Source organism: Microbacterium sp. 2MCAF23 (genome assembly GCF_052115565.1).
GTDB lineage: Bacteria > Actinomycetota > Actinomycetes > Actinomycetales > Microbacteriaceae > Microbacterium.
In genome coordinates, this window is record NZ_JBFRGY010000004.1 from 131,595 (window position 1) to 158,025 (window position 26,431).

The window sequence follows — 26,431 nt, forward strand, 5'->3', positions numbered from 1 at the left end:
AAATCGTTTGTCAAGGCGAACGAACGTTTGGAATACTGGCCGCATGGATGATCTCCGCGCCCGCATCTCCCGGTCCCTGCGTCGCGAGCGCGAGGCGGCGGGGATCTCCGTCTCCGAACTCGCCCGCCGCGCCGGGGTATCCAAGGCCACCGTCTCGCAGCTGGAGAGCGGATCCTCGGGGCCCAGCGTCGAGACCCTGTGGGCCATCGCCGACGCCCTGGGCGTGCCCTTCGCCGCCTTCGTGGAGGAGCGCACGAATGCCCCGACCCTGATCCGGGCCGGCGAGCACGCCGGCGTGCCGTCGGCTGCCGCGCCGTATCTGGCCACGCTCATCGCGGCCTGCCCGCCGGGCGCCCGTCGAGACCTCTACATCATCCAGGCCGAGCCCGGCGAGCCCCGCCGCTCGACGCCGCACCACGTCGGCACCACCGAGCACGTCGTGCTGATCAGCGGGCGCGCTCTGATCGGCCCTTCCGAGGCGGCCGAGGAGCTGCACCCCGGCGACTACCTCTCCTATCCCGGAGATGCGTCGCACGTGTTCGAGGCGCTCGAGCCCGGGACCTCCGCGGTGCTCATCTCGGAGCTGCGCTGAGCCGCGCCGCACGCTGCACACGGTGCGTGCGCTGCGTGCGAACGCCCGGCACGCGAAACGGCCCGTCTGCCGGAGCAGACGGGCCGTTCGGACCGGCGTTGGGTTACGCGTTGGCGTCCTGGCGCTTCAGGCGCGCGGTCTCGCGGGCGCGAATGGTCTGGTCGAGTGTCACCTTGCGAATGCGCACGACCTCGGGCGTGACCTCGACGCATTCGTCGTCGCGGGCGAACTCGAGGCTCTCCTCGAGCGTCAGCAGCCGCGGCGGCGTCATGGACTCGAAGTTGTCGGCCGTGGCCGAACGCATGTTGGTGAGCTTCTTCTCCTTGGTGATGTTCACATCCATGTCATCGGCGCGCGAGTTCTCGCCGATGACCATGCCCTCGTAGACCTCCTGCGTGGGCTGCACGAAGAACGACATGCGCTCCTGCAGGGCGATCATGGCGAACGGGGTGACGACGCCCTGACGGTCGGCGACGATCGAGCCGTTCTGACGCGTGGTGATCTGGCCCGCCCAGGGCTCGTAGCCGTGCGAGATCGCGTTCGCGATGCCGGTGCCGCGGGTGGTCGTGAGGAACTCGCTGCGGAAGCCGATGAGACCACGCGAGGGGACGATGAACTCCATGCGCACCCAGCCGGTGCCGTGGTTGGTCATGTTCTCCATGCGACCCTTGCGGTTCGCCAGCAGCTGGGTGATCGCACCCAGGTGCTCCTCCGGGGTGTCGATCGTGAGGTGCTCGAACGGCTCGTAGGTCTTGCCGTCGATCTTCTTCGTGACCACCTGCGGCTTGCCGACCGTGAGCTCGAAGCCCTCACGGCGCATGTTCTCGACGAGGATCGCGAGTGCGAGCTCGCCGCGGCCCTGCACCTCCCACGCGTCCGGGCGGCCGATGTCGACGACCTTGAGCGAGACGTTGCCGATGAGCTCGCGGTCCAGGCGGTCCTTGACCATCCGGGCGGTGAGCTTGTGCCCCTTGACCTTGCCCATCAGAGGCGAGGTGTTGGTGCCGATGGTCATGGAGATCGCGGGGTCGTCGACCGTGATGGCCGGGAGCGGCCGCACGTCCTCCGGATCCGCGATGGTCTCGCCGATCGTGATGTTCTCGAAGCCGGCGATCGCGACGATGTCGCCGGGGCCGGCCTCTTCGGCGGGGTAGCGCTCGAGCGCACGGGTCTTCAGGAGCTCCGTGATGCGGGCGTTGCTGGTGGAGCCGTCGGAACGGACCCAGGCCACGGTCTGACCCTTCTTCAGCGTGCCGTTGAAGACGCGCAGCAGTGCGAGGCGGCCGAGGAACGGCGAGGAGTCGAGGTTAGTGACCCACGCCTGCAGCGGAGCCTCATCGTCGTACGCCGGGGCCGGCACGTGCTCGAGGATCGCCTCGAACAGCGGCTCGAGGTCGTCGTTGTCCGGCAGCGCACCGTTCTCCGGCCGGTTGCGGGATGCGGCTCCGGCGCGACCGGACGCGTACACGACCGGCACATCGAGCAGCGCATCGACGTCGAGGTCGGGCACGTCGTCAACGAGGTCGGACGCGAGGCCCAGCAGCAGGTCGTGCGCCTCCTCCTCGACCTCGGCGATGCGAGCGTCGGGACGGTCGGTCTTGTTCACCAGCAGGATCACCGGGAGCTTGGCCTCGAGCGCCTTGCGCAGCACGAAGCGCGTCTGCGGGAGCGGGCCCTCCGACGCGTCCACGAGCAGCACGACGCCGTCGACCATGGACAGGCCGCGCTCGACCTCGCCGCCGAAGTCGGCGTGACCGGGGGTGTCGATCACGTTGATCGTGATGTCCTTGCCGCCGGCGTGCTCGCCCTTGTAGGTGATCGCCGTGTTCTTGGCGAGGATCGTGATGCCCTTCTCGCGCTCCAGGTCGTTCGAGTCCATGGCGCGCTCTTCCATGTGCTCGTGGGAGCCGAAGGATCCGGTCTGGCGGAGCATGGCGTCCACGAGCGTGGTCTTGCCGTGGTCGACGTGCGCGACGATGGCGACGTTGCGGAGATCGGAACGGAGGGCGTGCGCCATGAAGGAATCCAATGCAGCTGGGGTTTCGCCCGGGATTCCGGACTCTTCAGGATACATCACCGCTCCTGGGCATCCTCTGCGGGGCGCATGCATACCGCCTCGCCGTACGCTCGACCCATGAGGATCGCCCTGCCCCCTCCCCCGCCTGACGCGCCGTCGCGGGCGCGGATCGGGTGGGAGATCGCGATCGTGCTCGGCCTCGGTCTCGGACAGTCCGCGGTGTACGCGATCGTGCAGCTGCTGGATCGCCTGTCCCTGTCGACGCCGCTGGCGGATCAGACGGCGACGCTGAACCCCTCGCAGTCCAGCCGCGAGCTGTTCGACCTGCTCTACCAGTTGCTCGGCATCGGGTTCTCCGTGGTGCCGGTGCTGCTGGTGTGCTTCCTGCTCTGGCGCCCGGTGCGCCCCCGCCTCGGCGCGCTGGGCCTGGACGGAACACGAATCGGCCGCGACGTCGGAGGGGGTCTCCTGCTCGTCCTCGCCATCGGGATCCCGGGGCTCGCGCTGTACGTGCTCGGGCGGATGAACGGCTGGTTCGTCGCGGTGGATCCGGGGGCGCAGAGCGCGTATTGGTGGACCGTCCCGGTGCTGCTGCTGTCCGCGGCTCGGGCCGCCGTGCAGGAGGAGTTCGTGGTGCTCGGCTACCTCTTCGCCCGGCTGCGCCAGCTCGGCTGGGGTCCGTGGACGATCCTCCTCGCCACGTCCGTGCTGCGCGCGAGCTACCACCTCTATCAGGGACCCGGTGCGTTCATCGGCAACCTCGGGATGGGGCTGCTGTTCGGCTTCCTGTTCCTGCGCACCAGCCGGCTGCTGCCGTTCCTGGTCGCGCACTTCCTCATCGATGCGGCCGTCTTCGTCGGCTACCCCTGGGCGGCGGCCATGTGGCCGGCCCTGTTCGGCCTGCCGACGCACTGACTGCCGCAGCCGGGCCCGCCGGCCCGGCCGGCACCGGCCGGACCCCGGATACCGATCCAGATCCAGATCCAGATCCGCGAGACTGCAACCGCGTCTCGGGACTGCAGAACTGTTCTGCTGTTTCGAGACAAGGATGCAGTCTCGCGGCTCCCCGGCGGCACGCGGGTTCGTCAGCATCCGATGGGTCCACACAGGTGGGCATGAGCGGGCGTTCTCCGCAGCTTGCGCAACCGAGCGGCCCCGCAGCCGCCACCGAGGACAGCATGGGTCCATGCACGCCCGAGAACACACTGGACTGATGCCGTCGCCGATCACGCTGGTGCGTTCGACCCTCGCAACGAACAGGCCACGGCTCTTTGCGGCCGTTCGCCGAGGTCGGCTGACACGCGTGCTCCCCGGCGTCTACGCGAACACCGAGGCGTGGCACGAGCTCGCCCCGTGGGATCGCTATCTGGCAAAAGTGCACGCGGTCAGCGCGCGCCACCCCGAACTCGTCATCTGCGGCCCTTCGGCTGCGGCGTTGCGTGGTGTCAGCCTCGCCCGCAGCGATACCCCGGTGCACGTCCTGGATCCGCGCGGCACCGGCCGGACCTTCGGCGCTGTCAAGACGGTCACATCGCAGGACACGCGTGAGATCGAGACCGTCGAGGGGATCCAGCTCACATCCAGTGCGGACACGATCGTCGATGTCGTGCGTGGCAGTACACCCGCCATCGGCCTTGCGTACGCCGATGCTCTCCTCCGCAGGGATCCGACTGTCGCGATTGCGCAGGTGCAGGCGATCAACGAGGCGAGGATCTCCTCCCGGAACCGCCGTCGCGCCCGGTGGGCCCTCCAACGCACCACGGGGATCCCAGAGAGCGTGTTGGAATCGCTCAGTCTGGCGATCATGGAGTTCGGAGGCTTCGAGCTGCCAGAACTGCAGATCGCCTTCCGATTCGAAGGCTGGGAGGATCACGCCGACTTCTTCTGGCGCCGCCTCGACCTGATCGGCGAATCCGATGGCGACGTGAAGTACTCGGGTGCCTTCGGGAATCCTCTCGATGCGATCCGCGCAGAGAAGCGCCGTGAGGCCCGCCTGCGCCGCCAAGTGAGCGCACATTTGCGGTGGGGCTGGCCCGAGATCAAGCAGCCTGACTTGCTGACGACCATGCTGCAGATGGCACGGGTGCCCCGCGTCGGTCAACCCGACCAGGTGATGCTCGCGTCTCTGCGGAGGGCCCTGCAATGACGCGACGGAATCAGGGCGACCAACCCCATCGCGCCCCGGACCCGGGACGCCGCGCTGCGCGCCTGCCGGATCCGCGAGACTGCAACTGCGTTTCGAGACTGCAGGACAGTTCTGCTGTCTCGCGACAAAGATGCAGTCTCGCGGGTCTTGGCGCGCGGATCCTGGGACACCAAACCAGCTTCCCGTACGGGGAAGCCGAGCGACATCAGCGCGTGACCACGATCGCGATCACGGCTCCGACCGCGATCACGACGAGAGCGCCGATCGCGGGCCAGTCCCAGCTGCGCCGGATCGGCGCATCGGCGCCCACGCCGGCGGCGCCTTGCGGGCGCTCCACGGCGTTCTCCCAGCGGGTGCGCACCTCGGTGAGCGCCTGCAGGCTCTGCGGCACCTTGACCTCGCCCGAGCGCCTGCTCAGCCGCGGCGACTGGATGCGTCCCGGGCCTCCCCAGCACGCCAGCTTCCGGCCGTCATCGAGCGCGAAGTCCAGCTGCCAGCGCAGGTCGAGCTCGGTCACCCGGCGCCAGCCGAAAGTCGTGCGGCGCAGGAAGTTCTGCACGGTCGCGCCGTCCTCGTCCACCCGCACCAGGGAGACCACGCTGATCACGTAGATGAGCCACAGCACCAGCAGCACCCACGGCGCATACAGCAGCATCTGCGCCCAGCTGCCGCGCACCACCGCATCGCCGAGCAGGAAGACGGCCAGCACGGCGCACACCAGGAGCACGGCGATGCCCGTGGAGGCGCGGTACGTCCGCGCCCCCACGGGCATCTGGTCCATCGAACTCACGCGCTGCGACCGCCCAGGGCGATCGAGACGCCAGGGATGGCCTGGAGCAGTCGCTCCGTGTACTCCTGCTGCGGGTTGGCGAAGATCTCGTCCACCGTGCCCTGCTCGACGAGCTTGCCCTTCTCCATCACGCAGACCAGGTCGGCCGCGACACGCACGACCGCGAGATCGTGCGTGATGAACAGGTACGTGAGGTCGAGCTCGCTCTGCAACTCGGCGAGCAGCTTCAGGATCTGATCCTGCACCAGCACGTCGAGCGCGGAGACCGCCTCGTCGAGCACGACGATGTCGGGCTTGAGCGCCAGTGCACGCGCGATCGCGACGCGCTGACGCTGACCGCCGGAGAGCTCGTTCGGGTACCGCGTCGCCAGCTCGCGCGGGAGCGAGACCTGGTCCAGCAGCTCGAGCACGCGCTCCTGGCGAGAGCCCTTGTCACCCACGCCGTGGATGTCCAGAGGCTCCGAGATCGTGTTTCCGATGTTGCGCAGCGGATCCATGGATCCGTACGGATCCTGGAACACCGGCTGCATGCGCCGGCGCAGCGCGAGCGTCTCCCGCCCGGAGAGGCTGGAGATGTCGACGCCGTCGATCGCGATCGAGCCCGAGGTGACATCCTCCAGCTTCAGCACCATCTTCGCCACGGTCGACTTGCCCGAGCCCGACTCGCCGACCAGCGCCAGCGTCTTGCCCTTGGGGATGTCGAACGAGACCGCGTCGACGGCGCGGAACGGGATGCTGCGGAACTGACCTTGACGGATCTTATAGTCCTTGGTCAGGTCGCGCACGGACACGGTCGGCGGGATGCCGGCGATGTCCTCGCTGGTCTCGATGCCCTGTCGCTCGTGGACCGCCTGGATGCGCTGCGACGCGATGCTCGGGGCCGCGGCCACCAGCTTCTTCGTGTACGGGTGCAGCGGGTTCTCCAGGATCTCCCGGCTGGGCCCGGCCTCGACGATCTCGCCGTTCTGCATGACGATGATCTTCTCCGCGCGCTCGGCCGCGAGGCCGAGGTCGTGCGTGATCAGCAGGACCGCAGTGCCCTTCTCCTTCGTCAGCGACGCGAGGTGATCCAGGATCACGCGCTGCACGGTGACGTCGAGCGCCGATGTGGGCTCGTCCGCGATCAGCAGCTTCGGGTCGGCCGCGAGGCCGATGCCGATCAGCGCGCGCTGGCGCATGCCGCCGGAGAACTGGTGCGGGTACTGGTGCAGACGCTTGGAGGCGTCCGCGAGTCCCGCCTGCTGCAGCACCTCGACCGCGCGGGCCTCGATCTCCTTGCGCCCGGTGGCGAGACCGTTCGCACGGATCGCCTCCTTGACCTGGAAGCCGATCGACCACACGGGGTTGAGGTTGGACATCGGGTCCTGCGGCACGTAGCCGATCTCGCGCCCGCGGATCTTCTCCATCTGACCCTCGGTGAGCCCGGTCAGCTCCTGACCGTCGAGGGTGATGCTTCCCGCGGTCACATGACCCGTGCCGGGCAGCAGATTGACGATCGCGGATGCGGTCGTCGACTTGCCGGATCCGGATTCGCCCACGATGGCCAGCGTCTCACCCGGGTACAGCTCGAGGTTGATCCCGTGCAGCACCTCCCTCGAGCCCTTCTGGGTGTCGAAGGCGACCTTCAGGTCGCGGATCCGGAGCAGCGGAGTATCGGTTGATGCACTCATCGGCGAGCCCTCGCTCTCGGGTCGAGGGCGTCTCGCACGAGCTCGCCCAGCATGATGAACGCGAGCACCGTGATGGTCAGCGCGATCGACGGGTAGATGAGGGCCATCGGCGCCACCCGCAGCGACTGCTGCGCCTGGCTGATGTCGTTGCCCCAGCTCATCGTGTCGCTGCCGAGCCCGACGCCGAGGAACGACAGCGTCGCCTCCGCGACGATCGCGGCTGCGAGGCTCAGCGTGGTGACGACGAGCAGCGGTGCGATCGCATTCGGGATGACGTGGGCGATCAGGGTGCCGAACCGCGACTTCCCGAGCGCCCTCGAGGCCATCACGAAGTCGGCCTGACGCACTCTCAGCACCTCGGCGCGGACCACACGGGCCGTGGAGGCCCAGGCGAATCCGCCGATCGCGAACGCGAGCGTGAACACGTTGCGGAACTGCGCGAACACGCTCATCACGACGACCGCGGCGAGGATGTAGGGGATCGAGAAGAAGATGTCGCCGACGCGGGACAGCAGCCCGTCCAGCCAACCGCCGTAGAACCCGGCCAGGGCGCCCATGATGAGGCCGATGACCGACCCGATGATCGTCGCGATGAGACCGACGGAGACCGAGGTGCGCGCACCCCACACCGTCCGCGCGTAGATGTCGCAACCCTGGAACGTGAAGCCGAGCGGGTGCCCGGCGGCAGGTCCTCCGTTGGAGTCGGACAGCTGGCAGTTGCTGTTCGGCGGGGTCTGCGTGAACAGCGTCGGCCAGAGGGCCATCAGCAGGACCACGAGCACGATGACCATGGAGATCCAGAACATCGGCCGGCGCCGCATGTCCGCCCAGGCATCGCGCCACAGGTTCGAGGGCTTCTCCGCGATCTTGACGACGTCGACGGCGATCGTGCCGTCCTTGATGGGTGCGACGTAGTGCGTCGCGCTGGTGTCACCGGACATAACGGATCCTCGGGTCGAGCAGGCCGTAGAGCATATCGACGACCAGGTTGACGAGCACGTAGATGATCACGAACACCGTCACGAAGGACACCACGGTCGAGCCCTCGTGCTGTCGAATGGCTTGGAAGAGAGTGTTGCCGACACCGGGGATGTTGAAGATGCCCTCGGTGACGGTCGCGCCCACCAGCAGCACGCCGAAGTTCGTCGCGGAGTTGGTGATGACCGGGATGAGCGAGTTGCGCAGCACGTGCACGGGGATGACCCGGCGCCGCGGCAGGCCCTTGCTGTACGCGGTGCGTACCCAGTCCTGGTTGAGGGTGTCGATGACGGATCCGCGCATCAGACGCATGCTCACCGCGTAGAGGCTGAGTCCCAGCACGATCGCGGGCAGCCACATGTCGCCCCAATCGTTGGTCGCGCCGACAGTGGGGCTGAACCACTGCAGCTTGACCGCGAGGAAGTACTGCGCCAGGAACGCGATGACGAAGATCGGCAGCGAGATGAAGACCAGCGAGATGACCAGCATCGTGTTGTCGAAGATCTTGCCCTTGCGCAGCGCGGAGAACGTTCCGATGATGATCGCGAGCGTGAACTCGATCCCGATCGCCATGACGGCGAGACGGCCCGTGACCGGCAGCGTCGCCGCGAGCACGTCGTTCACGGAGCGTCCGGAGAACGTGGTGCCCATGTCGCCGCGGAAGATGCCGGTCAGGTAGTACCAGTACTGCACGATGAACGGCTGATCGAGGTGGTACTGCGCGACGAGCGCGTCGTGCAGCTGCTTGCTCGGCTGCTTGTCTCCGAAGAGCGCAGCGATGGGGTCGCCTGGCATGGCGAAGACCAGGAAGTAGATGAGCAGGGTGGCCCCGATGAAGACGGGGATCACCTGCAAGAGGCGTTTGAGGATGTAACCGACCATTCGCCCCTCCTTTCAGATGAGGAGGCGCCTCGGGAACCCAGCACGATCCGTGCGGGTGCGACGCCTCACTGAGAATCGTGGCACGTGTTCGACGCGCACGACACTAATTCGGTGGCTGTTTTCAACAGCGCGCGAGGCGGTGACGTGGTCGTCACCGCCTCGCGGGTGTGATCCCCGGGCTGGTCAGCCCTTGGTGATCTCGTAGTACAGCGGAACGGAGTTCCATCCGAACTGGACGTTGTTCACGCCCTTGGCGAAGCCGCCGTTCACGTTCGAGTACCACAGCGGGATGGCCGGGAGGTCCTTGAGCAGCAGCTCCTGGGCCTGGGCGTAGTCCTTCGTGGCCTCGGACTGGTCGGTCGCCGAGGCGCCCTTCGCGACCAGCTTGTCGAACTCGGGGTTCGAGTAGTCGGTGTCGTTCGACGACGCCTTGGTGCCGTAGATCGGCTGCAGGAAGTTGTACTGCGCCGGGTAGTCGGCCTGCCAGCCGGTGCGGAACGCGGTCTGGATGGTGCGCGCGTTCACGTCCTTGCGAAGAGCAGCGAAGTCGACGTACGGGTTGCCGGAGGCGTCGATGCCGAGGTTGTTCTTCAGCTGGTTCGACACGGCGTCGACCCACGCCTGGTGCGAGGAGTCGGAGTTGTACGCGATCTGGAACTTGCCCTCCCACGGCGAGATCTTGTCGGCCTGAGCCCACAGGTCCTTCGCCTTCTTCGCGTCGAACTTCAGCACGTCCGCACCCTTGAGGGAGTCGGACCAGCCCGCGATGACCGGCGAGGTGAAGTCGCTGGCGGGGGTGCGGGTGTTGTTGAAGATCGTCTTGGTGATCGCAGCACGGTCGATCGCCATCGAGATCGCCTCGCGACGCAGCTTGCCCTCGTCACCGGTGAAGTGCGCGGCGTTGCCCGGGATCGAGAACGACTGGAAGATCGCGGCCGGCTGGTTGACCGCACGGTCGCCCAGATCGGACTCGAACGTCTGCTGCGCTGCGGCCGGGATCAGGTCGATCACGTCGACCTTGTCGCTCTGCAGGTCGGCGTAAGCCGCGTCAGCGGTTGCGTAGAAGATGAAGTTCACGCCACCGTTCTTCGCCTGACGTCCACCCTTGTAGGTGTCGCTCTTGACCAGGTCGAGCTCGACCTTGTGCTGCCAGGCGCCGGCCTTGGCGAACTTGTAGGGTCCGTTGCCGATCGGGTTCTCGCCGGCCGTGGCCATGTCCTTGAGGGACGCGGCGGGCAGCGGGTAGTAGGCCGAGTAGCCGAGGCGCTGCGAGAAGTCCGCGGCGACCGGGTTGGCCAGCTTGATCGTGAACGTGTAGTCATCGGTCTTCTTCAGACCGGTCAGCGGGGAGTCGGCGGAGTCGCTGAAGCCCTCGATGTCGCTGAACCAGGACTGGTTGAGCTGCTTGTTCGAGAACAGCGCACCGTACTGCCACGCGTTGATGAAGCTGTCGGCCGTGACCTTCTCGCCGTTGGAGAAGGTGTTGCCCTGCTTCAGCTTGATCGTCAGGCTCGAGGCGTCGTCGACCTTGATCGACTCGGCCATGTCGTTGACGAGCTTGCCCTTGGCGTCGTAATAGGCAAGGCCCGCGAACAGGGAGTCGAGGATCTTGCCGCCGCCCACCTCATTGGTGTTGGTCGGGATCAGCGGGTTCTCGGGCTCGCTGCCGCTGACCTTGATGATGGTCTTCGAGTCGCCGCCCTTGGTGGGGGTTGCGTCTCCGCCGCTCTTGCTGGAGCAGCCAGCGAGGGCGAGTGCGCCCGCCGCGAGCAGTCCGATGCCCGCGAGGGCGATCTTGTTGCGCTTCACGTTGTGTCCTCCTGTGGACAGATAACAGCAATCTGCACGCTCTTCGTCGAGCGCGTAGGGATACTCGAGGGTAACCGCCGCACCCCCGATCCGGCGAACCGACTGCGTTAACCGTTACTCACTGGTGACCTGAACGACGAGGCGCCCTGGGAGCGGTTCCCAGGACGCCTCGTCGTTCTTCGGATCGTGCGGATCCTTACAGCGCGAAAGCCTCCACCGGAGGGCAGGCGCACACCAGGTTGCGGTCGCCGTACGCATTGTCGATGCGGCGCACCGGCGGCCAGTACTTACCCGCGATGAGCGCATGCGTCGGATAGGCGGCCTGCTCGCGGGTGTAGGCGTGATCCCACTCCCCCATCAGCAGCGCGGCCGCGGTGTGCGGCGCATGCACGAGCGGGTTGTCGTCGGCCGGCCAGACACCTGCGGCGACCTCGTCGGCTTCGGCCTTGATCTGGATCATGGCCTCGACGAAGCGCTCGAGCTCGCCGAGGTCCTCCGACTCGGTGGGCTCCACCATGAGCGTGCCCGCGACCGGGAACGACATGGTCGGCGCGTGGAAGCCGTAATCGATGAGGCGCTTGGCCACGTCGTCGACCGTGATCCCGGTCGCCTCCTTGAGCGGACGCAGGTCGAGGATGCACTCATGCGCCACCCGGCCCTGCTCCCCCGAGTACAGCACCGGGTAGTGCGCGGCCAGGCGTGCGGCGACGTAGTTCGCCGCGAGCACGGCGGCCGCGGTCGCATCCCGCAAGCCGTCGGCGCCCATCATCCGCACGTACGCCCACGAGATCGGCAGCACGCCGGCGGATCCGTAGGGCGCCGCGGAGACCGGGCCGCCCTCGAACACGTAGCCGCCCGCGTGCGCGGCGCGCTGCGCCTGCGGGTGTCCGGGCAGGTACGGCGCGAGGTGCGCCTTCGCCGCCACGGGGCCCACGCCGGGGCCGCCGCCGCCGTGCGGGATCGCGAACGTCTTGTGCAGGTTGAGGTGCGAGACGTCGCCCCCCAGGTCGCCGAACCGGGAGTAGCCGAGGAGCGCGTTCAGGTTCGCGCCGTCGATGTACACCTGGCCGCCGGCCGCGTGCACCGCCGCCGTGATGTCGAGCACGTCGTGCTCGTACACGCCGTGCGTGGACGGGTAGGTGATCATGAGCGCCGCGATCTCGTCGGCGTGCTGGGCGATCTTCGCCCGCAGGTCGTCGAGGTCGACATTGCCCAGCTCATCGGTCGCGACCACGACCACCTTCATGCCCGCCAGCACCGCGGACGCGGCGTTGGTGCCGTGCGCGGACGACGGGATCAGGCACACCGTGCGGTGGTCGTCTCCGTTGGCGAGGTGGTAGCCGCGGATCGCGAGCAGGCCCGCGAGCTCGCCCTGGGATCCGGCATTCGGCTGCAGGGACACCGCGTCGTAGCCGGTGACGTCCGCGAGCCATGCCTCGAGCTGGTCGATCAACTCGAGCGAGCCCTGCACGTCCGCCTCGGGGGCGAACGGGTGCAGCTGCGCGAACTCGGGCCAGGTGATGGCCGCCATCTCGGTCGCCGCGTTGAGCTTCATCGTGCAGGATCCGAGCGGGATCATGCCCCGGTCCAGGGCGTAGTCGCGGTCGGCGAGGCTCTTCAGGTACCGCATCATGGCGGTCTCCGAGCGGTGCGCGTGGAACACCGGGTGCGTGAGGTACTCGTCCTGACGGGCGAGTGCAGCCGGCACGCTGGTGACCGGGATGTAGGCGAACGAACCCTCTCCCGCACCGAAGACCGTGGCCACGGCGAGGATGTCCTCGTAGGTCGTGGTCTCGTCGGCGGCGATGCTCACGGTGTCGGCGTCGACGGGGTTCAACAGGATCCCTGCGGCGTGGGCGTCGGCGACGATCGCATCGGCCCGACCGGGAACGCGCACCGTGATGGTGTCGAAGTAGTCGGCATGCACCACTTCGGCGCCCGCCTTCTCCAGCTGCGTGGCGAGGAAGCGGGCCTTGGAAGCCACGCCCGTGGCGATCTCCTTGAGGCCCTCCGGCCCGTGGTAGACCGCGTACATGGCCGCCATGACGGCCAGCAGCACCTGTGCGGTGCAGATGTTCGACGTGGCCTTCTCACGGCGGATGTGCTGCTCGCGCGTCTGCAGGGCCAGGCGATAGGCCGGGTGGCCGTCCGCGTCCTGCGAGACGCCGACCAGGCGCCCGGGCAGCTGCCGCTCCAGACCGGACCGCACCGCCATGTAGCCGGCGTGCGGGCCGCCGAAGCCCATCGGCACGCCGAAGCGCTGCGTCGTGCCCACCGTGACGTCCGCGCCGAGCGAACCCGGCGAGGCGATCAGGGTGAGCGCGAGCAGGTCGGCCCCGACGACGGCGAGGCCGCCGGCGAGGTGCGCCGCATCGATGACGGCGGAAGGATCCCAGATCCGTCCCGAGGCGCCCGGATACTGCACGAACACGCCGAACAGCTCCTCGGGCAGGGTCTCCCCGCCGGCGAGGTCGCGCTCGACGAGCTCGATCCCGAGCGCCGCTGCGCGCGTGGCCAGCAGAGCCTTGGTCTGCGGCAGGGCGTCGGCGTCGACCACGAACCAGGGCGAGGGCGACTTGGATCCGCGCCGCGCGAGCAGCATGCCCTCGGCGACGGCCGAGGACTCGTCGAGCATCGACGCGTTCGCCGTGTCCAGGCCGGTGAGGTCCGAGACCATGGTCTGGAAGTTGATCAGCGCCTCGAGGCGGCCCTGCGAGATCTCCGGCTGGTACGGCGTGTAGGCCGTGTACCAGGACGGATTCTCCAGCACGTTGCGCTGGATCACGCTCGGAGTGAGGGTGCCGTAGTAGCCGAGGCCGATCATGGGACGGTTCACCGTGTTGCGGTTCGCCATCGAGCGCAGCTCGGCGAGGGCCTCCGCCTCACTCGCGGCGGCCGGCAGCAGGCTGACGCGGTCGGCGGCCGAGCGGATCGAGGCCGGGACGGCCTCGCGCATGAGCGCGTCGACGGGACGCTCGTCGGCGCCGTAGGAGATGCCGATCGCGTCGAGCATCGCCCGCTGGGCGTCGGCCGTGGTGCCGATGTGGCGGTCGAGGAACGCGGTCACTCTCAGCCCTCCGTGTGCGCGACGTAGGCGTCGCGGTCGAGAAGACCGTCGACGGCGCCCGCAGCGATGGACACCTTGATCAGCCAGCCGCCGTCGAAGGGCGCGGAGTTGACCAGCGACGGGTCGTCGACCACGGCGTCGTTGATCTCGACGACCGTGCCGTCGACCGGCGCGTACAGCTCGGAGACCGACTTGGTCGACTCGGCCTCGCCGAAGACGTCGCCGCGGCTGAAGGACGTGCCGACGGCGGGCAGCTCGACGAAGACGATGTCACCGAGGGCGTCCGCGGCGAAGTCGGTGATCCCGATGGTCGCGGAATCGCCGTCGACGGCGACCCACTCGTGCTCTTCGCTGTAGCGCAGGGTGTTGAGATCGGTCATTTCTTCCTCCGGTAGAAAGGCAGGGCGGTGACGGTCGCGGGGATCTTGGTGCCGCGGACGTCGAGGAACAGGGGGACGGCGCCGTCGGCGACGGCGGGGTCGACGAAGGCCATCGCGACCGGGTGGCCGAGAGTCGGGCTGAGCGCACCGCTGGTGATCTCGCCGATCACCGCGCCGTCCTCGGTCACGACCGCGTACCCGGCGCGGCCGGCCCGGCGGCCCTCGGCGGCGAGGCCGATGAGCACGCGCGCGCCCTCGGCGGGCGTGACGGCGCCCTTGCCGACGAAGTCGTCCTTGTCCTCCACGACCACGCGACCCAGGCCCGACTGGGCGGGCTTGGTCTCGCGGTTCAGCTCGTGGCCGTACAGCGGCATGCCCGCCTCCAGGCGCAGCGTGTCACGCGCGGCGAGACCGGCGGGCACCAGGCCGCGGTCGGCGCCCGCGGCGAGCGCGGCGTCCCACAGCGCGGCGGCGTCGGAGGCTTCGACGAGCAGCTCGAAGCCGTCCTCGCCGGTGTAGCCGGTGCGCGCCAGCAGCAGCGGCTTGCCGTTGTAGGTCGCGGAGGCCCAGGCGTAGTACTTCTGCTCCGCCCACGGGATCGAGACATCGTGGATGCCGTCGATCGCGGCGACGATCGCCTCGGCGTTCGGGCCCTGCACGGCGATGAGGGCGTAGGAGTCGGAGACGTCCTCAACAACGACCTCACGACCCGCGGTGCGCGCCAGCAGCGCCTCGCGCACGGCGTCGCGGTTGCCGGCGTTGCTGATGATGAGGAAGTCGTCATCGCCGAGTCGGTAGACGATCACGTCGTCGATGATGCCGCCGTCCTCGGCGAGCAGCAGCGAGTACTTCGCCTTGCCGACGGCGAGGGCGGAGAGCCGGCCGGCGAGCGCGTAGTCGAGATACGCGGCCGCGCCGGAGCCGACGATCGTGAACTCGGCCATGTGCGAGATGTCGAAGATGCCCGCGCTCTCGCGCACCGCGTGGTGCTCGGCGAGGTCGGACGTGTAGCGGACGGGCATCTGCCAGCCGCCGAAGTCGGTGAACGATGCCCCGAGCGCCTCGTGGCGCTCCCGAAGGGGGGTGTAGCGGGCGTCTGTCATGGAGCTCTCCCGTGCGGATCGGTGAGGATCCGCACGGCGCACGGATCCGAGAACTCCCCCTCTGTCATGAGCCTGAGAGTTTCGCCCGCGCCTTCGAGAGGCGACAGAGCTTTCACCGTCGGCGGATCCCGAGCGAGAGGTGGAGATCCGCGGGGATCCAGTCACCAGGGTTTCGGCTCAGGCGCCTTCAGCGTCTTCGCTCAACCCGATTTCTCGTTTCACTCGAAATCGCTTTTCAGAGCGGCCGGGTCTGCGCGGTGCGGTTACCTGAGAGATTGGCGGGGAGGCTTGCTCCTTCGGTGTCCGGCTGCGATCACCGGACTCTCCCGCGCGGACCATGCGGCCACGTGTTCAGTTTTCCTGCGCCATCCTACCGTGCGGGATGCCCGTCGCGCCGCCGGTTTCCCGGGCGGGCGCGGCGGGAAGACGAGCGTCACCAGGACGACCGAGATGATCATCAGGAGGAACCAGCTGGACACCTTCGACAGGGAGACCGGCTGCCAGCCCCCGACCTGGTCGGGATAGAGCCAGGCCCCGCTCGCGGTGCCGATGTTCTCGGCCAGCCAGATGAACAGCGCGACGCCGGCGAACGGCAGCAGCAGTGGGATCCGGAGGGTGCGCCGCCAGACGCGTGCATGCATCACGGTCGGCAGCCAGAGGACGACGACGAGCGCCGTGAGCGCCCAGCGCGCATCCCAGATCCAGTGGTGCGTGAAGAAGTTCGCGTAGATCAGCACCGCCAGCACCACGGTGGCCCAGCGCGGCGGGTAGCGCACGAAGGCGAGGTCGAACAAGCGGTGCACGCGCACCATGTACGAGCCGACCGCCGCATACATGAAGCCGCTGAACAGCGGGACGGCGCCGATCCTCAGAAAGCCGTCGGCCTCGTACGCCCAGGAGCCGACGTCGGTCTTGAACAGCTCCATCGCGGTTCCCGTCACGTGGAACAGCATGATCACCCAGAGTTCCCGCCCCGACTCCAGGCGCGTGGCGAGCATCGCCACCTGGATCAGCACCGCGATGAGGGTCAGCAGGTCGTTGCGGGTGAGGGCGAGGTCGGACGGGTACAGCGTGCGCACGAGCACGATCGCCACGAGGAGGGCCGCGCCGAACACGCACGCCCACCCCTGCTTGGCGAGGAACACGGACGCCTCGACGAGGAAGCCGCGCACGCCGGTCGAGGGGGCGCCCGCGAGGATCCGGCGAGCGCGGGCATCGATCCGCGCCTCGAGACGCGTCGGCTGCTGCATGTCCCGACGCTATCCGCCGCGGCGGGCGCGCGGCTGAGAGGTCGCCGTAATGATCGCGAGTTCTGGTCACGGCGACTATAAGATGATCCACGGAGGTTAGAGTCAGCATGACCAGAAGCGAGCACGAGGACGGGATCCGCGTCGCGGTGTCGACCGTGATCCTGACGCTGCGCCGCGACGGCGGCGAGGCGCCGCGGCTCGCGCTGCCGCTCGTCAGGCGCACGCGCGATCCGCATGCGGGCGCCTGGGCGCTTCCCGGCGGATGGCTCGACGACACGGAGAGCCTGGCCGCCGCGGCGGCCCGCACGCTCGCCGAGACGACGGGGCTCACCCCCAGCTACCTCGAGCAGCTCTACGCGTTCGGCGCGGTGGACCGCTCCCCGAGCCGGGTGATCTCCGTCGTGTACTGGGCGCTCGTGCGCGAGGAGGAGTCCGTCGGCGCGGTCGGATCAGATCCGGAGAACGTCGACTGGTTCGACGCCGCCGACCTGCCGGAGCTCGCCTTCGACCACGGCCGCATCATCGAGTACGCACTGTGGCGGCTGCGCAACAAGGCCGGTTACAGCCGTGTGGCACAGGGCTTCCTCCCTCCGGAGTTCACCCTGGCCGACCTGCGCGAGGCGTACGAGACCATCCTGGGTCGCCGGCTGGATCCCGCGAATTTCCGGCGTCAGGTCGACGCGACGCGGACCCTGATCCCCACCAACGCGTTCCGCACGGGCAGCCATCGGCCCGCCCGGCTGTACCGCGATGCCACCGATGTCGAGCTCGCCGACCGCGGCCCGCTCGCCCCCGAAGAGACGAGAACCTCATGAGCACCACCTCTCTGCACTCTCCGATCGATCCGTCCGTCGACCATGCGCTGCGCCTGATCGTCACCGGCGCCTCCTCGGAATCGACCTGCACCACGGATCTCGCCGCGGGGCCCTGGAACTTCGACACGATCCCGGGGTACGGTCCCGGATCGTCCATGGGCGACGTGATCCCGACCGGCGCGCCGCGCCAGGGCGAGCTCCCGGCCGCCTATCGCGAGGCCGGCGAGGACGAGCTGCACGAGCGGATCCGTGCGGCGAAGGCCACCCTCGGCGAGCGCGTCGTGGTGCTCGGGCACTTCTATCAGCGCGAGGAGGTCGTGCAGCACGCGGACCATGTCGGCGACTCGTTCCAGCTCGCGGGCTTCGCGAAGCAGCACCCGGACGCCGAGGCGATCGTGTTCTGCGGCGTGCATTTCATGGCGGAGACCGCCGATCTGCTCTCCGGACCGGATCAGGCCGTGATCCTGCCGAACCTCGCCGCCGGATGCTCCATGGCGGACATGGCCGACATCGACCAGGTCGAGGACTGCTGGGAGCAGCTCGCCGACGTGCTCGGTCCGCTGGACCAGCCCGACGCCGACGGACTCGTGCCGGTGATCCCCGTCACCTACATGAACTCCTCCGCCGCGATCAAGGGCTTCGTGGGACGTCACGGCGGCATCGTGTGCACCTCGTCGAACGCCCGCACCGTGCTGGAGTGGGCGTTCGCTCGGGGTCGGCGGGTGCTGTTCTTCCCGGACCAGCACCTGGGCCGCAACACGGCGAAGGCGATGGGCGTGCCGCTGGAGCAGATGCCGATGTGGAATCCACGCCGTCCTCTCGGCGGATCCTCCTCGGTCGAGCTGCAGGACTCCCGCGTCATCCTCTGGCACGGGTTCTGCTCGGTCCACCGCCGTTTCACCGTCGCCCAGATCGAGCAGGCTCGCGCCGAGCACCCTGGCGTGCGCGTGATCGTGCACCCGGAGTGCCCGATGGAGGTCGTGGACGCCGCCGATGAGGCCGGCTCCACCGACTACATCCGCAAGGCCATCGACGCGGCGACCGAGCCCACGACTTTCGCGATCGGCACCGAGATCAACCTGGTCCGCCGGCTCGCGGCGCAGTATCCGCAGCACGAGATCTTCTGCCTGGATCCGGTGGTCTGCCCCTGTTCCACGATGTACCGGATCCACCCCGGCTACCTCGCCTGGGTGCTCGAGGAGCTCGTCGCGGGGCGCACGCCGAACCGGATCACGGTGACGGCGGACGTGGCGGACCCGGCACGGGTCGCACTCGAGCGCATGCTGGCGGCCCGCCCTCCGGTCGCGGTGGCCTGATGCCCGCGCCCGGCGAGCGCCGCGCCCCCGGGGCGCAGCACGTGCTCGTGATCGGCGGCGGGATCGCCGGTCTCACCGCCGCGCTGCATGCGCACGAGGCCGGCCACCGTGTCGAGGTCGTCGTGAAGGACGCCCTCGGCGACGGCGCGACCGCGCTCGCCCAGGGCGGGATCGCCGGGGTGTACGGCACGGATGCCGTTGGCGTGGCCGACTCTCCCGCCGCGCACGCCGCGGACACGCTCACCGCAGGAGCGGGGCTCTCCGACCCCGCTGTGGTGGACGTGCTCGTCGGCGAAGCGCCCGCGCGGATCGCAGAACTGGTCGCCCGCGGAGTGCCGTTCGACCTGGATCCCCAGGGGCGGCTGCTGCGCGGGCTCGAGGCGGCCCACTCCGCGGCACGGATCGCACACGCGGGCGGCGACGCCACGGGGGCGGCCATCTCCGCTGCCCTCGTCCGCGCCGTGCGGGAGGCGGGGATCACCGTCCGCGAGCACGCGATGCTGGTCGATCTGATCGTCTCCGGCGGAGTGGTGCGCGGGGCCGGGCTGCTCATCGCGGGGCGGATCGTCGAGCTCGCAGCGGACGCCGTGATCCTCGCGACCGGCGGCGCGGGCCGGCTGTTCCAGCACACCACGGCCCCCGCCGTCTGCACCGGCGATGGGATCGCCGCGGCGCGGCGAGCGGGTGCTGCGGTCGAGGATCTGGAGTTCGTGCAGTTCCACCCCACGATCCTGGCTGCACCCGGGCCGGCGTTCCTGATCTCCGAGGCGGTGCGCGGGGAGGGCGCAACCCTCATCGACGACGAGGGACGGCGCTTCGCCTTCGACGCGCATCCCGACGGCGAGCTCGCGCCGCGCGATGTCGTGACGCGCGCGGTCGTGCGCCGCGCGCGGGAGCAGGGCGGCCCTGTGCGTCTGGACGCCACGGGGATCTGCCGTCGCGAGGGCTGGAGCGCGGAGCACCTCGCGCGCCGGTTCCCCACGATCGACCGGGTCACGCGGGAGCGCGGCTTCGACTGGGCCCGCGAGCCCCTCCCGGTCACTCCGGCCGCACATTATCTGATGGGCGGGGTGGTCACCGACGCCGACGGCCGTACCACGCTGCCCGGCCTCTACGCGGTCGGAGAGACCGCGCGCACCGGCGTGCACGGTGCGAACCGGCTCGCCTCGAACTCCCTGCTCGAGGGCGCGGTGTTCGGCGCACGGGCAGCGTGCGCGCTGGACACCCCGTGGGTCCGCGCATCGAGCAAGGGCATCGAAGGACACCCCGACGAAACGCCGTTCGTGACGCGCGATGGCTCGTCTCGGTCCGCGGTTCCCGAACGCCCGTTCGGGGATCCGTTCTCCCGGCCCGCGCTGCAGGAGCTCATGTGGGATCTGGTCGGCCCGCTGCGCACCCGCGAAGGTCTGGAAGAGGCTCTGGCGACGGTCCGCTCCTGGCGCCCGCCGGAGGGCCTCACCCGAACGGCCGTGGAGGACCGCAACCTGCTCCAGGTCGCCGAGGCCATGATCGCCGCCGCGCTCGCCCGCCCGGTCTCGATCGGCGCCCACCATCTCGAACCGTCGCCCGCCCTGATCGGAGTCTGATGCTCACCCCCGCCCTCCTCACCCGCGTCGTCGGAGCAGCCCTCGAAGAGGACGCCCCCTGGGGCGACCTCACGAGCACCGCGCTGCTGCCCGCCGCCGCCACCGCGACAGCGGACCTCGTCGCGCGCGAGCCCGGAGTGCTGGCCGGCGGCGACGTGTTCGCGGCCGCCTTCACACTCACGGATCCGGAGACGGTCGTGGATCTGCACCTCGCGGACGGCGACGCCTTCGCCGCCGGAGACGTGCTCGCGACCGTGACCGGATCCGCCCGCAGCCTGCTGACGGCGGAGCGGGTGGCGCTGAACTTCACGCAGCGCCTGAGCGGCATCGCGACCCTCACAGCCGCCTACGTCACCGCCGTCGAGGGCGCCGTGCCCGACGGCAAGCAGGTGCGCATCGCCGACACCCGCAAGACCACCCCCGGGCTGCGTGCGTTCGAACGACACGCCGTCGTCGCGGGCGGCGGACGCAACCACCGCTTCTCGCTGTCGGACGCGGTGATGGCCAAGGACAACCACCTCGCCGTGCTGACCCGGGGCGGTCGCGACGTCGCGACCGCGCTGCGCGAGGCGATCGCGACGCTGCCGCACACCACGCACGTCGTCGTCGAGGTGGATCGGCTCGACCAGATCTCCGCGGTGCTCGACGGCGGCGCCCACACCGTGCTGCTGGACAACTTCTCCCTCGAGGATCTGCGCGCGGGAGTCGCGCTGATCGGCGGTCGGGCGACCGCGGAGGCCTCGGGCGGCGTGAACCTCGACACGGTGCGCGCGATCGCCGGGACCGGAGTCGACGTGATCTCGGTGGGCGCCCTGACCCACTCCGCGCGGGCACTGGACCTCGGGCTCGACGTGCGGATCGACTGACCATGTCCGTCCCGCTCTACCTCGACCACGCGGCGACCTCGCCGATCCGACCCGAGGTGCTCGAGGCGATGGCCCCGTTCCTCACCCGCGCGTTCGGCAACCCGTCCAGCCATCACACCGTGGGCGAGGCGGCGAGCGCGGCGCTCGAGGACGCCCGCGCGCGGGTGGCCCGCGTGCTGGGGATGCGTTCCGGCGATGTCGTCTTCACTGCCGGCGGCACCGAGGCGAACAACCTCGCGGTCAAGGGCATCGTGCTGGCCGCACTCGCCCGGGGCGGGCGCCACGTGATCACGACACCCATCGAGCACGAATCGATCCTGGAGTCGGTCCGTTATCTCGAGCGGTTCCACGGCGTGGCCGCGACCCTGGTCCCGGTCGATGCGGCAGGACGGGTGGATCCGGACGCGGTCGCTGCGGCGATCCGCGACGACACCGCGCTGATCGCCGTCGGGCATGCGAACAATGAGATCGGCACGATCCAGGATGTCGCGGGGATCGCCGCGGCCGCCGCCGCGCAGGGCGTGCCGGTGCACCTGGACGCGGTGCAGTCCGCGGGATGGCTGGCACTGTCGGGCCTCGGCGCCGACGCGATCGCGATCGCCGGGCACAAGCTCGGCGCCCCCAAGGGCATCGGTGCGCTCGCCGTGCGCGGCCGGGTGCCGATCGAGCCCCTCTTGCACGGCGGCGGGCAGGAGCGCGGCCGCCGCTCCGGCACCGAGAACGTGGCGGGCGCGGTCGGTCTCGCCACCGCGCTCGAGCGGGCCGAGGGCGAGCGCGCCGAGGCCTCTGCGCGCGTCGGGGCGCAGTCCGCCCGGCTCATCGCCGGGGTCCTCGCGGCGGTCCCCTCGGCGCGCGTGACGGGCGATCCGGTGCACCGGCTGCCCGGCACGGCGAGTTTCACGTTCGCCGAGGTCTCCGGCGAGGCGGTGCTGCTCGAATTGGAGCGGCGCGGCGTGGTCTCCTCGAGCGGATCGGCCTGCGCGGCCGGCAGCGACGAGCCCTCGCACGTGCTTCTGGCTTGCGGCATCGACCCCGCCGTCGCGCAGACCGCGGTGCGCTTCACGCTCGGCCACGGCGGCCTTCCCGGCGACGGCCCGGAACAGCTCGCGGCGCTCGTCGCCGACGCCGTGTCCGCTGTGCGCTCCTAGACTGGCGGAGTGCCCGCCCCGCTCGTGACCGTGATCGTCCCCGGTCGCGACATCGCCGCCTTCGCTCCTGCCGCCCTCGACTCGCTGCGCGCGCAGACGGAGACCTCTTGGCGGGCGATCCTCGTCGATGACGGATCGCGCGACGACACCGGCCGGATCTTCGACGCCGCAGCAGACGCGGATCCGCGCTTCACCGTCCTGCGGCACACGGAGGCGCGCGGGCTCGGCGGCGCCCGCAACGCCGCGCTCGAACTCGTCGACACCGAGTACCTCGGCTTCCTCGACGGCGACGACGAGCTGACGCCGACCGCGCTCGAGCGGATGACCGGCACCCTCGCCGCGTCTGGGAGCGACTTCGTGGCGGGCGCGTACGTGCGCTCCCGCTGGGACGGGCAGACATACGCGCCGGGCCGTGTGCAGCCGTGGGTCGCGGCGGCGACGGATCCGGAACGCCTCGGCACCACGATCTTCGAGCACCCTGCCGCGTCGGCGAACATCGTGGCCTGGTCGAAGCTGAGCCGCACCGCGTTCTGGCAGGATCTCCGCTTCCCGGAGGGCGTCGCCTACGAGGACCAGATCGTGGCCCAGCGCATGTACACGGCCGCGCGCGCCTTCGATGTCATCCCCGACGTGGTGGTGCGATGGCGGCTGCGGGAGGACGGATCCTCCATCACGCAGGGCAAGCACCGCCTCCGCGTGCTCCGCGACTATCTCGCCGCGTTGCGCGGGGGCATCGACGTGCTGCATCGGGCGGGCGCGCAGGCCGCCGTTGTCGCTAGGCTCGACCTCATCCTCGCGATGGACCTGCCGCCGCTCCAGGAGATCGCCGGCAGCCACACCGACTCCGCGTATCCCGCGACGGTGCGAGCGTTCGTGCAAGACCTCGAGGCACTCCCCGAGTTCGCCGACGCCCGCGTGGACCCCACTCTCGCCGCCGCGCTGCGCTGGTAGCCGCGGCCATTGCCCGGACGGCCGATGCGCCCGTGCGCGTCGCTCCGCCCAGAATCAGGACCGTCATGAACGCCTATCTCTCCGACCTGTTCTCCCTCGAGGGTCGCACCGCCGTGGTCACCGGCGGCAGCTCCGGCATCGGGCGCGGCATCGCGACCGCGCTCGCCCGTGCCGGTGCCGCCACCGTGATCGTCGCCCGCGGCGCCGACCGGATCGACGAGACGGTGCGCGAGCTCACCGATGCCGGCTGCCGCGCCGCGGGCGTCGTGGGCGACCTCAGCACGCGCGACGGGATCCTCGCCGTGGCGGACGCCGCGGCACGTCCGTTCGGCGAGCCCGACATCCTCGTGAACTCCGCCGGCATCAATATCCGGCCTGCCTTCGCCGACATCACCGAGGCCGACTGGGACGCCACGATGACCGTGAACGCGCTCGCCCCGTTCCTGCTCGGTCAGCGCTACGGCGTGGGCATGGCCGAGCGAGGCTACGGCCGACTCATCCACATCAGCTCGCAGCAGGCGCACCGCGCCTTCGTCGGCAGCGGCATCTACGGCGTGTCGAAGGGTGCCGTCGAGTCGCTGATGCGCTCCGAAGCGGAGGCCTGGGGCGGGACCGGCGTCACCAGCAACACCCTCGTGCCGGGTTTCGTGCTGACGCCGCTCAACGCCCGCCTCCAGGAGGATCCGGTGCAGATCACGGCGCTCGCCGCCCGCACCATGATCGGCCGTAACGGGCTGCCGTCCGACTTCGCCGGCGCCGCCGTGTTCCTCTCGGGCGCCGGATCGTCGTACGTCACGGGTCACTCGCTCTTCGTGGACGGCGGGCTGAGCGTGCACTGAGGCCGGCGCTGTGTGCTGAACTCAGTCGATCCGGCCTGTGTTCGGGCGCCGGCGCGTCTCAGCGCACGATTCGACTGAGTTCAGCACGCCCCGAGGCTGTCACCCCGCGGCATCGCGGGTCAGGCCGAGCGCACGTCGTCATCGATCCTCGCTGCGGCCACCTGCTGCGCGGCGAGGTCGGCGTACAGTCCCCCCTGGGCGAGCAGCTCGGAGTGGGTGCCCGACTCGACGATCCGCCCCTCCTGCACGACGTGGATGACGTCCGCGCCGATCACCGTGGACAGCCGGTGCGCGATCGTGAGCGTGGTGCGGCCCTTGGCCGCCTCGTCCAGCGCCTCCTGTACGACGCGCTCCGACACCGTGTCGAGCGCGGACGTCGCCTCGTCCAGCAGCAGCACCGGCGGATCCTTGAGCAGCACCCGCGCGATCGCGATGCGCTGCTTCTCGCCGCCCGACAGCCGGTAGCCGCGCTCTCCGACCACGGTGTCGTAGCCGTCTTCGAAGCCGACGATCACGTGGTGGATGTTGGCGGCGGTGCACGCCGCCACGAGCTCCTCATCGGTCGCATCGGGCTTCGCATAGACGAGGTTCTCGCGGATCGTCGCATGGAACAGATACGTCTCCTGCGACACGATCCCGATCTCGTCGATGATCGACGACTGGGTGAGGTCACGCACATCGGCGCCGTCGAAGAGGATCGCTCCCTCCGATGCCTCGTAGAGCCGGGGAGCGAGATAGAGGATCGTCGTCTTGCCGGCCCCCGAGGGGCCGACGAAGGCGACGTGCTGCCCCGGGTCGGCGGTGAACGAGATCCCCTGCAGGGTGTCGCGCGCGGCGGACGACGCGTCCGGGTAGCGGAACCGAACATCGCGGAACTCGAGGCGCCCGCGGGGGCCGGGCGCCTCGGAGGCGGACTTCGCGTCCGGCGCGTCCTGGATCTGCGGCACCAGGTCGAGGTACTCGAAGATGCGCGCGAACAGGGCCTGCGAGGTCTGCACGTCCAGCGCGACGCGCATGAGCCCGATCAGCGGCATCAGCAGTCGCGCCTGCACGGTCGTGAAGGCCACTATGGCGCCGGCGGTGATGGATCCTGTCCCTCCGGCGACGAGGAGCCCCGCCACGAGGTAGATGATCGCCGGGACACTGGACATCAGCACCATCACGACCGCGAAGAAGCCCTGCCCGCTCATCGCCTGGCGCACCTGCAACCGGATCTGCGTGCGGTTCTGCGCCTGGTAGCGGGCCGACTCGGAACGCTGCCGGTTGAAGGACTTGGACAGCAGGATGCCGGACACGCTCAACGTCTCCTGCGTGATCGCGGTGAGCTCGCTCAGCGACTCCTGCGTCTCGCCGGCGATCCGCGCGCGCACCTGACCGACGCGGCGCTGCACGAGCACCAGGATCGGCATCACGCACACCGCGATGATGGTCAGCCGCCAGTCCAGCAGGATCATCGCCACCAGCGAGGCGATCACCGTGACCGTGTTTCCGAGGATGCTCGTGACCGTGCTCGTGAGCACTCCGGCGACACCGCCGACGTCGTTCTGCAGCCGGGACTGGATCACCCCGGTCTTGGTGCGGGTGAAGAACGCCAGCTCCATCGCCTGCAGGTGCTCGAACAGACGCACCCGCAGGTCGCCCGTCACGCTGTTGCCGACGGTCGAGGTGAGCCAGGTCTGCACGACGCCGAGACCGGCCGACAGCAGGTAGAGCGCGACCATGCCGACCACCAGCTCCACGAGCAGCGCGATGCGCGGTCCTCCGCCGCCCGCCGGGAACAGCGCGTCGTCGAAGACGAGCTTCACCAGCAGCGGCGGGATGACGCCGAGCGCGGCCGAGATGATCACCAGGAGGCCCGTGACGAGGATCCGTCCGCGATAGGGGCGGAACAGCGCGACCACCCGGCGGCCGAGATTCGCGATCTTCGGCGCCTCGGCGTTCTGCCGGCGCTGCGACGCCTCGTCCACGGGGCGCATTCCGCCCCGGGCTCCGCCACCTCTGGCCATCATGCTCATCCGCTCACCCCTGCCCGCCGCTGGTCACCTGCACCTTCGGCACCTCGCAAGCGTAGATCCCCGTGCCGAGCATGGGACGCCGCCGTCGAGAACGTCCGCTCAGGGCGCAACGCTGCTGAGAGCAGCGCCGACGGCCGGCGGGGAATGAAATGTCCGACCCTGTGGTTACGCTGAATGTCGCTGGCATCTCTGTACAGCTCATCCCCCCCTT

General features: G+C 69.6%; 20 protein-coding genes, 1 pseudogene and 1 riboswitch. Of the genes and pseudogenes, 10 read left to right on the top strand and 11 right to left on the bottom strand.

Annotated features, from left to right (window positions below):
• Positions 1-43 precede the first annotated feature (43 nt).
• A complete protein-coding gene (locus AB4078_RS05280) occupies positions 44-592 on the top strand; it encodes a helix-turn-helix domain-containing protein (RefSeq protein ID WP_440734548.1) in 549 nt (182 codons plus the stop codon).
• A 103-nt stretch (positions 593-695) separates the two neighbouring features.
• Here AB4078_RS05280 and typA read toward each other — a convergent pair whose 3' ends face one another.
• Complete coding sequence (gene typA, locus AB4078_RS05285; protein ID WP_440734549.1) at positions 696-2,609, bottom strand: translational GTPase TypA; 1,914 nt, start codon at positions 2,607-2,609, stop codon at positions 696-698.
• 117 nt (positions 2,610-2,726) lie between these two features.
• On the opposite strand from typA, the gene AB4078_RS05290 reads away from it, so the two are divergent.
• Both AB4078_RS05290 and AB4078_RS05295 read left to right on the top strand, forming a co-directional pair.
• Entirely contained in the window at positions 2,727-3,524 is a 798-nt protein-coding gene (locus AB4078_RS05290; RefSeq protein ID WP_441976242.1) for a CPBP family intramembrane glutamic endopeptidase, read from the top strand.
• 388 nt (positions 3,525-3,912) lie between these two features.
• Entirely contained in the window at positions 3,913-4,755 is an 843-nt protein-coding gene (locus tag AB4078_RS05295; protein ID WP_441976243.1) for a hypothetical protein, read from the top strand.
• A 205-nt stretch (positions 4,756-4,960) separates the two neighbouring features.
• Here AB4078_RS05295 and AB4078_RS05300 read toward each other — a convergent pair whose 3' ends face one another.
• The 9 genes and pseudogenes from AB4078_RS05300 to AB4078_RS05340 all read right to left on the bottom strand — a co-directional run.
• Positions 4,961-5,536, bottom strand: coding sequence for a PH domain-containing protein (locus AB4078_RS05300; RefSeq protein ID WP_441976244.1), 576 nt, complete (start codon positions 5,534-5,536; stop codon positions 4,961-4,963).
• A gap of 5 nt (positions 5,537-5,541) precedes the next feature.
• The gene (locus AB4078_RS05305) at positions 5,542-7,215 is read right to left on the bottom strand and encodes a dipeptide ABC transporter ATP-binding protein (RefSeq protein WP_441976245.1); all 1,674 of its coding nucleotides are present in this window, start codon (positions 7,213-7,215) and stop codon (positions 5,542-5,544) included.
• Positions 7,212-8,156: an ABC transporter permease gene (locus AB4078_RS05310; protein WP_440734554.1), complete on the bottom strand. Its 945-nt coding sequence runs from the start codon at positions 8,154-8,156 to the stop codon at positions 7,212-7,214. The genes AB4078_RS05305 and AB4078_RS05310 overlap by 4 nt, the downstream gene beginning before the upstream one ends.
• On the bottom strand, positions 8,146-9,075 hold the full coding sequence (locus tag AB4078_RS05315) for an ABC transporter permease (RefSeq protein WP_440734555.1): 930 nt from the start codon (positions 9,073-9,075) through the stop codon (positions 8,146-8,148). Before AB4078_RS05315 ends, AB4078_RS05310 begins: the two co-directional genes overlap by 11 nt.
• Before the next feature lie 183 nt (positions 9,076-9,258).
• Complete coding sequence (locus AB4078_RS05320) at positions 9,259-10,884, bottom strand: peptide ABC transporter substrate-binding protein (protein WP_441976246.1); 1,626 nt, start codon at positions 10,882-10,884, stop codon at positions 9,259-9,261.
• 196 nt (positions 10,885-11,080) lie between these two features.
• Positions 11,081-13,897, bottom strand: coding sequence for an aminomethyl-transferring glycine dehydrogenase (gcvP, locus tag AB4078_RS05325; RefSeq protein WP_441976448.1), 2,817 nt, complete (start codon positions 13,895-13,897; stop codon positions 11,081-11,083).
• A gap of 56 nt (positions 13,898-13,953) precedes the next feature.
• Positions 13,954-14,331, bottom strand: coding sequence for a glycine cleavage system protein GcvH (gene gcvH, locus AB4078_RS05330; RefSeq protein ID WP_440734557.1), 378 nt, complete (start codon positions 14,329-14,331; stop codon positions 13,954-13,956).
• Positions 14,328-15,434, bottom strand: coding sequence for a glycine cleavage system aminomethyltransferase GcvT (gene gcvT / locus AB4078_RS05335; protein ID WP_441976247.1), 1,107 nt, complete (start codon positions 15,432-15,434; stop codon positions 14,328-14,330). Before gcvT ends, gcvH begins: the two co-directional genes overlap by 4 nt.
• Positions 15,435-15,679: 245 nt before the next feature.
• Positions 15,680-15,773, bottom strand: a riboswitch (glycine riboswitch).
• 116 nt (positions 15,774-15,889) lie between these two features.
• Positions 15,890-16,684: pseudogene (locus AB4078_RS05340) on the bottom strand (DUF817 domain-containing protein); the annotation flags it as partial.
• A 107-nt stretch (positions 16,685-16,791) separates the two neighbouring features.
• Between AB4078_RS05340 and AB4078_RS05345 the strand changes: the two are divergent.
• The 7 genes from AB4078_RS05345 to AB4078_RS05375 all read left to right on the top strand — a co-directional run bounded on the left by AB4078_RS05345 (position 16,792) and on the right by AB4078_RS05375 (position 24,205).
• Complete coding sequence (locus AB4078_RS05345; protein WP_440734559.1) at positions 16,792-17,499, top strand: NUDIX hydrolase; 708 nt, start codon at positions 16,792-16,794, stop codon at positions 17,497-17,499.
• Positions 17,496-18,815 carry a quinolinate synthase NadA gene (nadA, locus tag AB4078_RS05350; RefSeq protein ID WP_441976248.1) on the top strand — a complete coding sequence of 440 codons (1,320 nt, stop codon included), beginning with the start codon at positions 17,496-17,498 and terminating at the stop codon, positions 18,813-18,815. Before AB4078_RS05345 ends, nadA begins: the two co-directional genes overlap by 4 nt.
• Positions 18,815-20,401: an L-aspartate oxidase gene (gene nadB, locus AB4078_RS05355; protein ID WP_441976249.1), complete on the top strand. Its 1,587-nt coding sequence runs from the start codon at positions 18,815-18,817 to the stop codon at positions 20,399-20,401. Before nadA ends, nadB begins: the two co-directional genes overlap by 1 nt.
• Positions 20,401-21,267 (top strand): carboxylating nicotinate-nucleotide diphosphorylase, encoded by an 867-nt coding sequence (gene nadC, locus AB4078_RS05360; RefSeq protein WP_441976250.1) that lies wholly within the window; start codon positions 20,401-20,403, stop codon positions 21,265-21,267. The genes nadB and nadC overlap by 1 nt, the downstream gene beginning before the upstream one ends.
• 2 nt (positions 21,268-21,269) lie before the next feature.
• Positions 21,270-22,415, top strand: a complete 1,146-nt coding sequence (locus tag AB4078_RS05365) for a cysteine desulfurase family protein (RefSeq protein WP_441976251.1) — start codon at positions 21,270-21,272, stop codon at positions 22,413-22,415.
• 9 nt (positions 22,416-22,424) lie between these two features.
• The gene (locus tag AB4078_RS05370; RefSeq protein ID WP_441976252.1) at positions 22,425-23,366 is read left to right on the top strand and encodes a glycosyltransferase family 2 protein; all 942 of its coding nucleotides are present in this window, start codon (positions 22,425-22,427) and stop codon (positions 23,364-23,366) included.
• Between the two features lie 65 nt (positions 23,367-23,431).
• Positions 23,432-24,205 carry an SDR family NAD(P)-dependent oxidoreductase gene (locus tag AB4078_RS05375; RefSeq protein ID WP_441976253.1) on the top strand — a complete coding sequence of 258 codons (774 nt, stop codon included), beginning with the start codon at positions 23,432-23,434 and terminating at the stop codon, positions 24,203-24,205.
• Positions 24,206-24,324: 119 nt separating this feature from the next.
• On the opposite strand, the gene AB4078_RS05380 is transcribed toward AB4078_RS05375, so the two are convergent.
• On the bottom strand, positions 24,325-26,211 hold the full coding sequence (locus tag AB4078_RS05380) for an ABC transporter ATP-binding protein (protein WP_441976449.1): 1,887 nt from the start codon (positions 26,209-26,211) through the stop codon (positions 24,325-24,327).
• Positions 26,212-26,431: the final 220 nt, after the last annotated feature.